Source organism: Klenkia terrae, assembly GCF_900491935.1.
Lineage (GTDB): Bacteria > Actinomycetota > Actinomycetes > Mycobacteriales > Geodermatophilaceae > Klenkia > Klenkia terrae.
This window is the reverse complement of the sequence record NZ_UEXK01000004.1, coordinates 254,225-266,623: the sequence shown is the minus strand read 5'-3', so window position 1 is coordinate 266,623 and position 12,399 is coordinate 254,225. Positions and strand designations below refer to the sequence as shown.

General features: G+C 78.0%; 17 protein-coding genes (1 of these 17 running past the window's edge). 12 read left to right on the top strand and 5 right to left on the bottom strand.

Annotated elements, in window-relative coordinates:
• Positions 1-17: 17 nt before the first annotated feature.
• Positions 18-725 carry a maleylpyruvate isomerase family mycothiol-dependent enzyme gene (locus LFA75_RS01490; RefSeq protein ID WP_225232006.1) on the bottom strand — a complete coding sequence of 236 codons (708 nt, stop codon included), beginning with the start codon at positions 723-725 and terminating at the stop codon, positions 18-20.
• 214 nt (positions 726-939) lie between these two features.
• On the opposite strand from LFA75_RS01490, the gene LFA75_RS01485 reads away from it, so the two are divergent.
• From LFA75_RS01485 to LFA75_RS01460, 6 genes are all read left to right on the top strand, one after another.
• On the top strand, positions 940-1,257 hold the full coding sequence (locus tag LFA75_RS01485; RefSeq protein ID WP_225232005.1) for a hypothetical protein: 318 nt from the start codon (positions 940-942) through the stop codon (positions 1,255-1,257).
• The gene (locus tag LFA75_RS01480) at positions 1,257-1,736 is read left to right on the top strand and encodes an SAV_6107 family HEPN domain-containing protein (protein ID WP_225232004.1); all 480 of its coding nucleotides are present in this window, start codon (positions 1,257-1,259) and stop codon (positions 1,734-1,736) included. Before LFA75_RS01485 ends, LFA75_RS01480 begins: the two co-directional genes overlap by 1 nt.
• A gap of 69 nt (positions 1,737-1,805) precedes the next feature.
• A complete protein-coding gene (locus tag LFA75_RS01475) occupies positions 1,806-2,567 on the top strand; it encodes an SAM-dependent methyltransferase (protein WP_225232003.1) in 762 nt (253 codons plus the stop codon).
• Positions 2,568-2,625: 58 nt separating this feature from the next.
• Positions 2,626-3,291, top strand: a complete 666-nt coding sequence (locus LFA75_RS01470; RefSeq protein ID WP_225232002.1) for a class I SAM-dependent methyltransferase — start codon at positions 2,626-2,628, stop codon at positions 3,289-3,291.
• Positions 3,288-4,448 (top strand): alkaline phosphatase family protein, encoded by a 1,161-nt coding sequence (locus LFA75_RS01465; RefSeq protein ID WP_225232001.1) that lies wholly within the window; start codon positions 3,288-3,290, stop codon positions 4,446-4,448. Before LFA75_RS01470 ends, LFA75_RS01465 begins: the two co-directional genes overlap by 4 nt.
• Complete coding sequence (locus tag LFA75_RS01460; RefSeq protein ID WP_225232000.1) at positions 4,445-4,804, top strand: hypothetical protein; 360 nt, start codon at positions 4,445-4,447, stop codon at positions 4,802-4,804. Before LFA75_RS01465 ends, LFA75_RS01460 begins: the two co-directional genes overlap by 4 nt.
• An 11-nt stretch (positions 4,805-4,815) precedes the next feature.
• Here LFA75_RS01460 and LFA75_RS01455 read toward each other — a convergent pair whose 3' ends face one another.
• The 3 genes from LFA75_RS01455 to LFA75_RS01445 form a co-directional block, all read right to left on the bottom strand.
• Positions 4,816-5,787 carry a sucrase ferredoxin gene (locus LFA75_RS01455; protein WP_225231999.1) on the bottom strand — a complete coding sequence of 324 codons (972 nt, stop codon included), beginning with the start codon at positions 5,785-5,787 and terminating at the stop codon, positions 4,816-4,818.
• Positions 5,765-7,003 carry a cupin domain-containing protein gene (locus LFA75_RS01450; RefSeq protein WP_225231998.1) on the bottom strand — a complete coding sequence of 413 codons (1,239 nt, stop codon included), beginning with the start codon at positions 7,001-7,003 and terminating at the stop codon, positions 5,765-5,767. Before LFA75_RS01450 ends, LFA75_RS01455 begins: the two co-directional genes overlap by 23 nt.
• A 68-nt stretch (positions 7,004-7,071) precedes the next feature.
• The gene (locus LFA75_RS01445; RefSeq protein WP_225231997.1) at positions 7,072-7,251 is read right to left on the bottom strand and encodes a hypothetical protein; all 180 of its coding nucleotides are present in this window, start codon (positions 7,249-7,251) and stop codon (positions 7,072-7,074) included.
• Positions 7,252-7,370: 119 nt separating this feature from the next.
• On the opposite strand from LFA75_RS01445, the gene LFA75_RS01440 reads away from it, so the two are divergent.
• From LFA75_RS01440 to LFA75_RS01415, 6 genes are all read left to right on the top strand, one after another.
• Positions 7,371-8,339 (top strand): acyl-CoA dehydrogenase family protein, encoded by a 969-nt coding sequence (locus LFA75_RS01440; RefSeq protein WP_225231996.1) that lies wholly within the window; start codon positions 7,371-7,373, stop codon positions 8,337-8,339.
• Positions 8,336-9,070, top strand: coding sequence for a PIG-L deacetylase family protein (locus tag LFA75_RS01435; protein ID WP_225231995.1), 735 nt, complete (start codon positions 8,336-8,338; stop codon positions 9,068-9,070). Before LFA75_RS01440 ends, LFA75_RS01435 begins: the two co-directional genes overlap by 4 nt.
• Positions 9,067-9,672 (top strand): SAM-dependent methyltransferase, encoded by a 606-nt coding sequence (locus tag LFA75_RS01430; protein ID WP_225231994.1) that lies wholly within the window; start codon positions 9,067-9,069, stop codon positions 9,670-9,672. Before LFA75_RS01435 ends, LFA75_RS01430 begins: the two co-directional genes overlap by 4 nt.
• Positions 9,669-10,385 (top strand): glycosyltransferase, encoded by a 717-nt coding sequence (locus LFA75_RS01425; protein WP_225231993.1) that lies wholly within the window; start codon positions 9,669-9,671, stop codon positions 10,383-10,385. The genes LFA75_RS01430 and LFA75_RS01425 overlap by 4 nt, the downstream gene beginning before the upstream one ends.
• Before the next feature lie 45 nt (positions 10,386-10,430).
• Positions 10,431-11,681 carry a DNA polymerase IV gene (dinB, locus tag LFA75_RS01420; RefSeq protein WP_225231992.1) on the top strand — a complete coding sequence of 417 codons (1,251 nt, stop codon included), beginning with the start codon at positions 10,431-10,433 and terminating at the stop codon, positions 11,679-11,681.
• A gap of 198 nt (positions 11,682-11,879) precedes the next feature.
• Positions 11,880-12,278, top strand: coding sequence for a DUF3040 domain-containing protein (locus LFA75_RS01415; RefSeq protein ID WP_225231991.1), 399 nt, complete (start codon positions 11,880-11,882; stop codon positions 12,276-12,278).
• Between the two features lie 73 nt (positions 12,279-12,351).
• Here LFA75_RS01415 and LFA75_RS01410 read toward each other — a convergent pair whose 3' ends face one another.
• Positions 12,352-12,399 carry the 3' end of a transglutaminase family protein gene (locus LFA75_RS01410; RefSeq protein ID WP_455428470.1) on the bottom strand. Its footprint extends 2,211 nt past the window's final position, so the window shows 48 of its 2,259 coding nt (coding positions 2,212-2,259); the start codon falls outside the window, past its right edge — the gene reads right to left on this strand; it ends in the stop codon at positions 12,352-12,354.

Here is a 12,399-nt window from a genome sequence, read left to right as displayed (position 1 = left end):
GCACGCCACCCGGCGGCTCAGGGGGTCAGCGGCCGGTCCAGGGTGGCGGCGACGGCGGCCCGGTCGCCCCGCAGCTGCAGCCGGTCGTCGGACACGTCGGTCCGCCGCCAGAGCAGGAGCAGCAGGGCCTCGGCCGGCCCGGCGACGGCGCCCACCGGGGCGCCCGCGAGGTCCCCGGAGCCGACCGGCAGGACCGCGCCGGACTCGGCCGGCACCGGGTGGACGACGTCCGCGGTGGCCGGGAGCCGGTCCAGCCGGACCTGCCGCGGCAGGAACATGCCCAGCACCTCGTCGATGCCGTCCAGGGCCGTGGCGGGGTCGATGGAGGCCGGCCGGTGCAGCGCCGCCCGCGCGTCCCAGTGGTGCAGCGCGACCTCGTGCGCCTGCCGACGGGCCCAGAACGCCGCGGTGCGGTCGGCGCGGTCCAGCGTCCAGCACGGCTGGTCGGCCGGGGTGGTGGCCAGGGCGTCCAGCAGAGCAGTGGCCGCGTCGGCGTAGGCGCCCGGGACGTCGCGGTCGTCGGCGGGACCCGGGGGCAGTGCGGGGGGGCCGTCGGTGGACAGCGCCGCCCGGGCCCAGTGGTGGACCGCGCCGGTGTGCCGGCCGAGCTCGGCCAGCGACCACCCCGGGCAGGACGGCACTGGCACGGTCAGGTCGGCGCGGGCCAGCAGCTCGGCGAGCGCGGCGGTGCCCTGTCGCAGGGAGGCGAGGTGGTCGACGGTCACGGGCCGCACGGTAGGGCCCGGGTCGGACAGTCGGGGGAGGCGTCGGCCGGGACTGTCGGTGGTCGGTGGTCGACTGCTCCGCATGCAGGGGAACAGGTGTTCGGGTGTCGCCTTGACGGCGGTCGGCCCGCATGGTGTTCTCGACGTGTTCGAACGTGCGTTCGAACGGCCGGCGGGGGTGCCGGTCGCGGGACGGGGAGTGCGGAGGCCGGGGATGAGCGTGGTGCTGGTGGGCGCAGGGGGTCGGACCGGGGAGCGGGTGCAGGTCGAGCGGGGCGTCGCCGGGCCGGTCCGGTTCTGGCGCGGTCAGGGTCGGTACGAGGTGGGCGAGCTGATCGAGCACTGGACGGAGGCCGGTCCGGCCGCCGGACCGTGGGTGGAGCAGGACGGTCCCGCGGCGGCGGGCCCGTGCCAGGTGTGGCGGGTCGAGGCGGTGCGGTCCGGGCGGTCCCGCAGCACGTTCGCCGGGGTGTTCGACCTGTCGTGGGAGCCGGCCGGCAACTGCTGGCGCCTGGTCCGGGTGCACGACTGATGGGCGCCGTGCGGGTGTTCTCCCCGGCCCAGCTCGAGCTCACCCCGCCGCTGCCGCCGGCGGCGTCGCAGCTGCTGGGCCAGGCCCACCGTGGCCTCGCCGAGGCGGCGGTCTGCCGCGACGCGGGCTGGCGCTACGCCACGGCGCACCTGGCCGCGCTGCGCGGGGCGGCCGCCGTGCTCGCCGCGCGGACCCGGCCCGAGGCGGGGCGCCGCCGCCCGCGCAGCGCGTGGGTGCTGATCGGGCAGGTCGCCCCGGAGCTGGGGGAGTGGGCCTCCTTCTTCGCCGCCGGCGCGGCCAAGCGGGCCGCCGCGGAGGCAGGTCTGTCGTCGGCGGTCACCGAGCGCGAGGCCGATGACCTGGTCCGGGACGCCGGGGCGTTCCTGGCCGTCGTCGAGGTCACCCTGGGCCGCCCGGTGTCGGTCGAGGCGGCCCGGCCGGCCCCTCCCGGGCAGGTGACCCCGCTGCGCCGCGTCTGACCGGGCGTGGGTGTTGCCGTTCCGGCACGGATGCTTGCCCCGGCGGTGCGGCTGGTCGAGGGTCGGTGCATGGCGACCGAGCACCCCCAGGACCAGCACAACCCCCAGCACGGCCAGGCCGACGGCCACCAGCACGGCCGGGCCCACGACCACGGGCACGACCACGGCCACGACCACGGCAGCGCCGACCGGGTGGCCGCCTGGCAGGAGACCGACCCGGCCGAGTGGTTCACCGAGCGCTTCTGGGACGACCGCTACCGGGAGCGGCCGATCTGGTCGGGCAACGCCAACCAGCGGCTGGTCGAGACCGCCGCCGACCTCACCCCCGGCCGGGCGCTGGACGTCGGCTGCGGCGAGGGCGGCGACGCGATCTGGTTGGCCGGCCAGGGCTGGCAGGTGACCGGCTCCGACGTGTCGCCGGTGGCGCTGGAGCGGGCGCGGCAGGCCGGCGAGGCCGCGGGCGTCGCCGACGCCGTCACCTGGGAGCAGGCCGACGGCCGCGGCGACTGGGCGCCGCCGGCCGGTGCCTACGACCTGGTCACCGCCTCCTTCCTGCAGTTCCCCCGGTCCGAGCTCGCCGACTTCCACCGCAAGCTGGCCGCCGCCGTCGCCCCCGGCGGCACCCTGCTGATCACCGCGCACCACGCCGACAGCCACGCGGGCGAGGGCACCCCGTTCACCGCCGACCTGTTCGCCACCGCGCAGGAGATGGCCGCTGACTCCCCGGCCCGTGCTCAGCGCACCCCGGACATCAACCTCCGGATGACCGGCGTGGCCAGCGCCAGCACCACGCCCAGCACGACCGCGACACCGCCCAGCGTGCCGAAGTAGGGCACCTGGTCNGGTCTGGGCCGCGCTGGACCCGGTCGTCGGCGCCGGCCCGCTCCAGGTGCTCGACGTCGGCGGCGGTGCCGGGGTGTTCGCCGTCCCGCTGGCCCAGCTGGGCCACACGGTCACCGTGGTGGACACCTCGGCCGACGCGCTGGCCACCCTGCGCCGCCGGGCGGACCTCGCCGGGGTGGGCGGGTCGGTGCACGGCGTGCAGGGCGACGCCGACCAGCTCGGCGCCGTGCGTGGCCCCGACGGCGGCCCCGACGGGGGCTACGACCTGGTGCTGGTGCACGCCGTCCTCGAGGTCGTCGACGACCCGGCCGCGACGCTGGCCGGCATCGCCGCGGTGCTGCGCCCCGGCGGCCGGCTGAGCGTCACCGCGGCCAACCGGGCCGGCGCGGTGCTGGCCCGCGCACTGGGCGGGCACCCCGTCGAGGCCCGGGCCCTGCTCGGTGACCGTGACCCGGCGCCGGCGCGCTCGCGCACCCGGCCGGGCCGCCGCCGCTTCGCCCCCGACGAGCTGCTGGAGCTGGTCCGAGCCGCCGGGCTGCAGGCCGGCGAGTGGCGCGGGGTGTCGGTGGTGGCCGACCTGCTGGAGTCCACGTCGGGGGCCGACCCGGACGCGCTGCGGCGCCTGGAGCTCGAGCTGGCCGGGGTCTCGCCCTACCGGGACGTCGCCACCGGGCTGCACGTCATCGCCACCCGGGGTGCCGAGCAGTCGTGACCCGGCCCGACATGCTGCCCGACGACCTGCGCCGGCCCGCCTACGGCGCCACCACGCTGGCCGACGTGCTGCCGTCGGTGGCCGCCTGCCTGGGCGTCGGCGGTCCCGACCCGCTCGGGCTCACCGAGGTGCTCCGCGGCGCCCGCCGGGTCGCCGTCCTCCTCGTCGACGGGCTGGGTGCCGACCTGGTGCGGGCCCACCCCGACCTCGCGCCCACGCTGACGGCGCTGTCCGGCCCGCTGGGCGACCTGCAGGCGCCGTGCCCGAGCACCACCCCTGTCAGCCTGACCAGCCTGGGCACCGGCCTGCCGCCGGGCAGCCACGGCGTGCTCGGCTTCGTCACCGACGTCCCCGGGCAGGACCGGGCGCTGACCCACACGCAGTGGACCGACGACCCCGACCCGACCACCTGGCAGGCGCAGCCGACGGTCTTCCAGCGGGTGGCCGCCGCCGACGTGCCCGCCACCGTGGTCGGGCCCTACGCCTACGCCGGCTCGGGGCTGACCCGAGCGGCCTACCGCGGTGCCCGCTACGCGCCGGCGGTCAGCCCGGGTGACCTGGCCGCGGTGCTGGGCCACTCGCTGGCGGCCACCGACCGCGCGCTGGTCTACGGCTACCACGCCGAGCTCGACCTGACCGGGCACGTGCGCGGGGTGGACTCACCGAGCTGGCGCCAGCAGCTGGCCCACGTCGACCTGATGGTGGCCCAGCTGCTCGACGGCCTGCCCGACGACGCGGCGCTGCTGGTCACCGCCGACCACGGCATGCTCGACGTCCCCGACGACACCCGGCTGGACATCGACGCGACCCCCGCGCTGACCGCCGGCGTCCGGCTGCTGGCCGGGGAGCCCCGGGCGCGCTACGTGCACGCGGTCGACGGTGCCGCCGACGACGTCCTCGCCGCCTGGCGGGCCGAGTTGGGCGACCGCGCCTGGGTGGTCAGCCGGGACGAGGCCGTCGCCAGCGGGGTGTTCGGCCCGGTCGAGGACGCGCTAGCCGCCCGGATCGGCGACGTCGTCTCCCTGGCCCGCGGCACGTGGGCCCTCACCGCCACCCGGCAGGAGAAGGTGCCCTCGATGCTCGCCGCCTACCACGGCTCGCTCACCCCGACCGAGCTGGCGATCCCGCTGCTGGTGGCCCGGGGCAGCGCGCTGTGAGCGGCCCGACCCTGACCGTCTGCCGGGGCTGCTGCTGCGGCCGCGCCGAGAAGCACCCCGGCACCGACCACCGGGCCCAGCTGACGGCGTTCCAGCGCGGTGCCGCCCGGGTGCGGGTGGTGGACTGCCTGGACGCCTGCGAGCGGTCCAACGTGGTGGTGGTCAGCCCGAGCCCGGCCGGCCGCGCCGCCGGCGCCCGCCCGGTGTGGCTGGGCGGCATCCTGGACGACGAGACCACCGGCGACGTCCTGCAGTGGGTAGCCGACGGCGGCCCGGGCATCGCCGACCCGCCGGACTTCCTGGACCTGCAGGTCTTCTCGCCGTCCCGGCGGGTGCGCGCGGAGGCCGAGCTCTAGACGGAGCCGATCTAGACGGAGCCCACCGGGACGGAGCCCACCGCGAGCGGGTGCCAGGTCCGGAACCGGCCCGGTCGCAGCGCCGAGCAGGTCAACCGCCGGGGCTCGGCGGACAGCCGGCTCTCCAGCAGGACCGGCACGTCGCCGTCGGGACCGGTGAGCACGACCGCCCAGCGCTCGGTGCCCTCGGCGGCGTCGGGCACCGACCGCACCGCGGTCACCGGCAGGTCGGCCACGCCCACGAGCCCGAGCTCGACCCGGGCGAACTGCTGGGCGGCCTGCGCGACGGGGGTGAGCCCGGCGCGGCCGCGCAGCATGCCGAGCACGACCTCGCCGCGGCCGTGCGCCTCGACCAGCCCACCGCCGTCCTCGGGCACCTGCCCGTAGAGGTGGCCGGTGGGCAGCGCCAGCACGTTGGCGGCGAACCGGTCCCCGCCGAGGTGGCTGGTCTCCCACACGTCGCCGGCGAGCGAGCGGGCCAGCGGGCGCCCGCGGACCGCGCAGCAGGCGTCGTGCCCGCCGTGCGTGCAGACCAGGAAGGTCGGGCCGTCGGACTGCACGCCGACCGACCCGTCCAGCGGGACGTCGAGCAGCTCGGCGTCGGTGGCGCGGGTGGACCACCGGACCCACGGGGCGAGGACGTCGGCCACCGCCCACCGGCCGCCGGAGTCGGCCAGCCGCTCACCGGGCCGGCGGACCATCTGGATGCGCAGCCCGGCCTCTCGGGCGCGCTGGGCGAGCCGGGGCGCCACGTCGGCGTCGAACCGGGACTGCAGCAGCGCGTCGCGCCCCCACGGCCCGGGCTGCTCGACCAGCAGCCACCGGCGCGCGGGCGGCGCGGTCGCCACGGGGGAGTCCCCGGCCAGCAGCGCCTGCACCGAGCAGCGGCCGGCGTCGAGCCGGCCCGACGGGTAGGTGCGCGGGTCGGGGTCCTGGCAGAAGGGGTCCTCCGGTGCCGTCTCAGGCACCTGTTCCGCGCTCATCCCCTCCATGGTGCACAGGCTGCGCGTCCGGGACCACCGCCACCGACTCGACGACCAGCCGGCGGGCCAGCTCGCACTGCTCGGCGGCGGGCAGGCCGGGCAGGTCGCCGACCTTCAGCTCGCCGGCGGCCAGCAGCTCGGCCAGGGCCGGCCGCTGCGCCGCGGGGAACGTGCGGTGCTGCCGGCCGGCGACCAGGACGACCTCGTCGCCCACGACGTCGCGCAGCTGCAGCCGCAGCCGCGGGCGCACCCGGAGCACGGTGTCGGTGGTCAGCGCGGCGGCCGCGGTCGCCTGGGCCAGCGGGGCCACCGGCTCGGGGCGCACCTGCGCCCAGGTCCGGGAGCGCAGCCGGTCGGCCACCGCCGCCGGGTCCACCCGGTCCAGGGCGGCGTGCAGCCCGGCGAGCACCGCGGCGACGTCCTCGGTCGTGGTGCCGGGTGCGGTCAGGTCGACGCCCAGCGGCAGCGAGGTGCGCAGGGCGGGGTCGTCGGTGGCCAGCGTCCGGACCAGGTCCAGCGCGGACTCCACCGCGCCCCACCGGGTGACGTTGTGCACGCCGATGGTCAGGTGGGCGCTGATCTCGCCCAGCGCGACGGCGGAGTGCAGGTAGCCCCGGGGCAGGTAGAGCGCGTCGCCGGGGCGCAGCACGGCGTCGATGACCGGCGCCTCCTGCGCGCGGGCGGCGACGGCCTCGGCCCGGTCGCCCCACGGCTGGGTGCGCAGCGGGTCGGCCAGCACCGGCTCGTGGATGGTCCAGTGCTTCTCGCCGGCCACCTGCAGCACGAAGACGTCGTGCACGTCGTAGTGCGGGGAGAACCCGCGCGAGGACGGCGGGGTGATGTAGGCGTTGACCTGGGTGGGGTGGCCGAGCTCGGCGGCCAGCGCGTCGGCGAAGGCGATCAGCGGCGGCCAGAGCCGGTGCAGGCCCTGCAGGACGACGGTCGAGCCCTCGCTGAACAGCCGGAGCACGGAGTCCGAGGACACCTGGTCGGCCACCTCGGCACCGGCCCCGCCGGAGCCGGTGAACCGCCGGGGCTCCACGACGGCGCCGTCCTTGGCGATCCGGAGGAAGGGGGTGCGCAGGCCGCGGACGGAGAGCAGCTCGTCGACGTCGGCCAGCGTCAGCAGGTCGGAGAAGTCACGCCCCAGGTCGGCGGCGCTGGTCAGCAGGGGACGGCGGGACCAGTACGCCGCGGCGAAGACGTCGGGGTCCACGCCCACGCAGCGCCGCAGGGCCGGGCGGAGGGTGTCCTCCGCCCGGCCCTGCGAGGTCGGGATGGTGCTCAGGCCGACCCGTCCGCGCCACCGTCGGACTGACCCGGGGTGCCCTCGCCGGCACCGCTGTCCGCGGGGCCCTCGGCGCCGCCGTCGGCACCGCCGTCGTGCTGGCCCGGGGTGCCCTCGCCGGCGCCGCTGTCCGCGGGGCCCTCGGTGCTGGTCATGTCGTCGTCATCGAACGCCACGATTCCTCCATCAGCTCGTCGTGCGACCGCCGGTCGGCGGTCTCGTCGCTGCAGTACCGCGAAGATCGTCGGGCTACACATCCGGTTCGGATCCCCCGGGTCCCGGGTAGCTGGCGCCGGTGACCGCCATCGAGCGGCCGGGTGAAAGCATCGCCCGGACCGCCGCCGCACTGACCCGCCTGCTCGACGACGGGTGGTCCCCGCCGCTGCCGGGGGCAGGCCGCACCGCGCAGCGCTGGGCCGCCCTCCGCGACCTCGGCGAGCGGGACCTGCCGCTGGCCCGGTTGGCCGAGGGCCACGCCGACGCCGTCGCGATCCTCGCCGAGCTGGGCTGCCCCGCACCGGCCGCGGGGGAGCGGCTGGGGGTCTGGGCCGCCGAGCCCCCGGCCGGCCGGGTCGAGGCCCGCCGCACGGACGGCGGGTGGGTGCTGACCGGCACCAAGCAGTGGTGCTCCGGGGCTCGCTCGTGCACCTCGGCGCTGGTCACCGCGCACGCCGAGGACGGCCGACGGCTGTTCCTGGTCGACCTGACCGCGCCCGGCGCGACGCCGCGCCCGGGCCGCTGGGCGACCCCGGCCATGGTCGGCAGCGACACCGCCGACGTCGAGCTCGACGACGTCCCCGCCGCCGCGCTCGGCGGGCCGCGGGCCTACCTGGACCGGCCGGGGTTCTGGCACGGCGGCATCGGGGTCGCCGCGGTCTGGGCCGGCGGCGCGCACGGGGTCGCCGCGCCGTTGGCCGAGGCGGTCGCGGCCGGCGCCGACCCGCACCGGGACGCGGCCTGGGGGCAGGTGGACGGCGCCCTGCACGCGGTGGACGCCGCCCTGGCCGTCGCCGCCGCCGAGGTGGACGCCGACCCCGCCGACCGGGCGGGCACCGCCGCGCTCCGGGCGCACCGGGTCCGCGGGCTGGCCGCCCGCACCGGGCTGGAGGTGCTGGCCGTGGTCGGGCGGGCCCTGGGTGCCGGTCCGGCCGCCCACGACGGACCCCGGGCGGCGCACCGCGCCGACCTCGAGGTCTACCTGCGCCAGCACCACGGCGACCGCGACCTGGCGGCCCTCGCCGAGCCCCTGCGGGCGGCCCGGTGAGCGCGCCCGCGGCCGGCCACCGGCCCGACGCCACCTCCGAGGAGACCTGGGCCGCCTGGCTGCCGCAACCCTGGCCCGGCTGGGTCCCCGACCCGACCTGGCGCCGGGTGGTGGTCTGCGCGGCGCACCCCGACGACGAGGTGCTCGGCGTCGGCGGCACGATGGCCCTGCTCGCCGGGGCCGGCGTGCAGCTGCACCTCGTGGCGGTGACCGACGGCGAGGCCAGCCACCCCGGCAACCCGGTGCTCGGCCCGGCCGAGCTCGCCGCGGCCCGGGTGGCGGAGTCCGCGTGTGCGTCGGCCGCCCTGGGGGCCGGGGCCACCACCACCCGCCTCGGCCTGCCCGACTCCGCCGTCGCCGCGCACGAGGACGAGCTGGCCCTCGCGCTGGGGGCGCAGCTGGCAGGTGCGGACGCCGTCCTCACCACCTGGACCGGCGACGGCCACCCCGACCACGAGGCGGTGGGCCGCGCGACCCTCGCCGCGGCCGCCCGGCTCGGCGTCCCGGTCCTGCAGTACCCGGTCTGGACCTGGCACTGGGCGGTCCCCGACGACCCGCGGGTGCCGTGGCACCGGGCGCAGGCGGTCCCGCTGCCGCCGTCGGTCCGCGCCGCCAAGCAGGCCGCGATCGCCTGCTTCACCACCCAGGTGCACCCGCTGGGGCCCGACCCCGCGGTGCTGCCGCCGGAGTTCCTGGCCCACGCCGACCGCGACCACGAGGTGCTCTGGTGACCCTGCCGCCGTCCTACTTCGACCAGATGTACCGCGCCGCGGACGATCCGTGGTCGATGCGCAGCCGCTGGTACGAGCGGCGCAAGTACGCCCTGACCACGGCCGTGCTGCCCCGCGAGCGGTACCCCGAGGGGCTCGAGGTCGGCTGCTCGGTCGGGGAGCTGACCGCCGCGCTCGCCCCGCGCTGCGACCGGCTGACCGCCTGGGACGCCAGCGCCGCCGCGGTCGCCCGCGCCGCGCAGCGCAACCCCGGCGTGCAGGTGGAGCAGCGGGTGGTGCCCGGCGACCCGCTGCCCCCGGTCGACCTGCTGGTGCTCTCCGAGGTCCTCTACTACCTGTCCCCGCCCGACCTGGCCGGCCTGCTGGACCAGGTGCAGACGGCGGTGCGCCCCGGCGGGACGCTGCTGGCCGTGCACTGGCGGCACCCGGTGGCCGACTACCCGCAGACCGGGGACGCCGTCCACGCCGCCCTGCGCGCCGCCCTGGACTGGCCGCGCGTGGCCGCGCACGAGGAGCCGGACCTGCTCATGGACTGCTGGGTCCGGGCCCCGGCCGGCGACGTGCGCGCGGCGTCGGTCGCGGCCGCGGAGGACCTCTGGTGATCCCCGAGCTGCTGGGCGTCGTGGTGCCGGCGCGGGACGAGGCCGGCGTGCTGCCCGCCTGCCTGGCCGCGCTCGCCGTGGCCGCGGCCGACCCCGAGCTGGCCGGCGTCGCCGTCCGGGTGGTCGTGGTGGCCCACCGGTGCACCGACGCGACCGCGGCGGTGGCGGCCGCCGCCGGCGCGGTGGTGGTCGAGGCCCACGGCGAGACGGTGGGCGACGCGCGGCACGCCGGTTCGCTTGCGGTGCTGGCCGAGGCGGCCGCGGCCGGGGTGCCCCCGCACCGGGTCTGGCTGGCCAGCACCGACGCCGACAGCGTGGTGCCCGCGGGCTGGCTCGCCCTGCAGCGGGCGGCCGCCGAGTCGGGGGTGGACGCCGTCCTCGGGCTGGTGCAGGTCCGGGACTGGACCGGCCACCCGCCGCACGTCGCCGCGGCCTTCGCGCAGGAGTACGACCGGTGGCGCGCCGACGGCCCCGGCGCGGTGCACCCGCACGTGCACGGGGCCAACCTGGGTGTTCGGGGCGATGCGTACCTGGCCGTCGGCGGCTTCCCGCCGCTGGCGGTCTCCGAGGACGCCGCCCTGGTCGGTGCCCTGGCCTTGGCCGGCCGCACCGTGCTGCGGACGCCGTCGTCCCCGGTGGTGACCTCGGCCCGGCGGCACCCCCGGGCGCGCGGCGGGTTCGGCACCGACCTGGACCGGCTGGCGGGGGAGTGACCGGCTAGGCTGTCGAACACGTGTTCGACGTCGATGGGGTGGTGGATGGACCGCGCGCGGGGCTGCCGGGTGCTGCACGTGGACATGGACGCCTTCTTCGCCAGCGTCGCCGTCCGCGAGGACCCGTCGCTGGTCGGCCGGCCGGTCATCGTCGGCGGTGCCGGCGGCCGGGGCGTGGTCACCTCGGCCACCTACGAGGCCCGGGCATTCGGCGTGCACAGCGCGATGCCCACCGCGCGGGCGCTGCGGCTGTGCCCGACCGCGGTCGTCGTCCCCGGTGACCTGGCGCTGTTCTCGGAGGTCTCCCGCGGGGTGATGGCGGTGTTCCGGTCGATCACCCCGCTGGTCGAGCCGTTGTCCCTGGACGAGGCGTTCCTCGACGTCTCCGGGGCCGGCCGCCGGCTGGGCGACGCGGTGGCCGTGGCCGAGCTGGTGCGGGCCCGGATCCACGAGGAGCAGGGCATCACCTGCTCGGTCGGGGTGGCGCCCACCAAGTTCGTGGCCAAGGTCGCCTCGACCCGGAGCAAGCCCGACGGCCTGCTCGTCGTGCGGCCGGGCGAGGTGCTGGACTTCCTGCACCCGCTGCCGGTGGGCGCGCTGTGGGGGGTGGGCCCGAAGACCGAGCAGGTGCTGCTGTCGCTGGGGCTGCGGACCGTGGGCGACCTCGCCCGCGCCCCGGCCGGCGCCCTGGAGCGGGCCGTCGGCCAGGGCGCCGGGCGGCACCTGCAGGAGCTGGCCCACGGCCGGGACCCGCGTCGGGTGGTGCCCGACGAGCCGGAGAAGTCCACCGGCGCCGAGGAGACCTTCGGCGTCGACGTGGCCGACCCGGTGCTCATCCACCGCGAGCTGCTGCACCTGTCCGAGCGGGTGGCCGGGCGGCTGCGGTCGGCGGGGTGGCTGGCCCGCACGGTCAGCCTCAAGGTGCGCTTCGCCGACTTCACCACCATCACCCGCTCTCGCACGCTGCCGGTGCCCAGCGACGTGGGCCAGGAGCTCTACGAGACCGCGCGCGGCCTGTTCGACGCCCTCGGCCTGGACCGGGTGCGCATCCGCCTGGTCGGCGTGCGGGCCGAGCGGCTGGCCGACACCGGCACCACCCCCACCCAGCTGGTGCTCGGCGCCCGCGAGCACGGCCGCCGCGACGTCGAGCTGGCCGCCGACCGGGCCGCCCGCCGGTTCGGGGCCGGTGCGGTGCGCCCGGCCACCCTCCTGCACCGGGACGGCGTCACCGGGCGCTCCCGGCCCGCCCCGCGCGTGGAGCGGAGCCGCGGCCGACCCGCCGACCCGCAGGTGTGAAGCCCCCGGGCACCGGGAACGTCCACCCCTGCCGGGGCGTTCACCCGGTGGCGGGGATCCCGGACGGGTGATCCGCACAAGCCATCCCCGTGTCGGGGGGCGACTCGCCTTTCGCACCCCGGCGCGGACTCGTATCCTCAGGTGCACCGCCGGCGACTCGCCACCGGCGGTACCGAAGGTGGACCTCAGGAGGTCGTCGTGCCGCTCTCCGAGCACGAGCAGAAGTTGCTGGAGCAGATCGAGCGCGCGCTCGTCGACGACGACCCGAAGTTCGCTTCCCAGGTCCGTACCGGCGACCGTCGCAAGGCTGCGCGCCGGAAGCTCCAGCTCGGTGCCCTGCTCGTCGTCGTCGGACTCGCCCTCCTCGTGGGCGGTGCGGCGCTGCCGTCCGTCCCGCTGGGTGTGGCCGGGTTCCTGGTCATGCTGGCCGGTGCCGGGCTCGGGGTGCTGAACTACAAGCACGCCACCGGCGCCGTCGAGACGGGCCCCGCGCCCAGCGGACCGGCCAAGGCCGGTGGCCGCGGCGCCGCCAAGGCCCGCAAGCAGCCGCTGAAGGACCGTCTGGAAGAGCGCTTCCGCCGCCGCTACGACCAGTAGCCGCCCGCGGCCCAGCCGCACGCACGACGAGGACCCGCTCCCCGAGGGAGCGGGTCCTCGTCGTCGTCCCACCTCACCGCCCCCGGTTCGGGCCGGGGGTGGAGGTCAGGCGGGGGTGGGG

Bases quoted from the DNA above. Each gene is read 5' to 3' on its own strand.
- LFA75_RS01485 (WP_225232005.1), top strand. From the start codon at position 940: ATGAGCGTGGTGCTGGTGGGCGCAGGGGGTCGGACCGGGGAGCGGGTG.
- LFA75_RS01480 (WP_225232004.1), top strand. From the start codon at position 1,257: ATGGGCGCCGTGCGGGTGTTCTCCCCGGCCCAGCTCGAGCTCACCCCG.
- LFA75_RS01475 (WP_225232003.1), top strand. From the start codon at position 1,806: ATGGCGACCGAGCACCCCCAGGACCAGCACAACCCCCAGCACGGCCAG.
- LFA75_RS01455 (WP_225231999.1), bottom strand. From the start codon at position 5,787: ATGAGCGCGGAACAGGTGCCTGAGACGGCACCGGAGGACCCCTTCTGC.
- dinB (WP_225231992.1), top strand. From the start codon at position 10,431: ATGGACCGCGCGCGGGGCTGCCGGGTGCTGCACGTGGACATGGACGCC.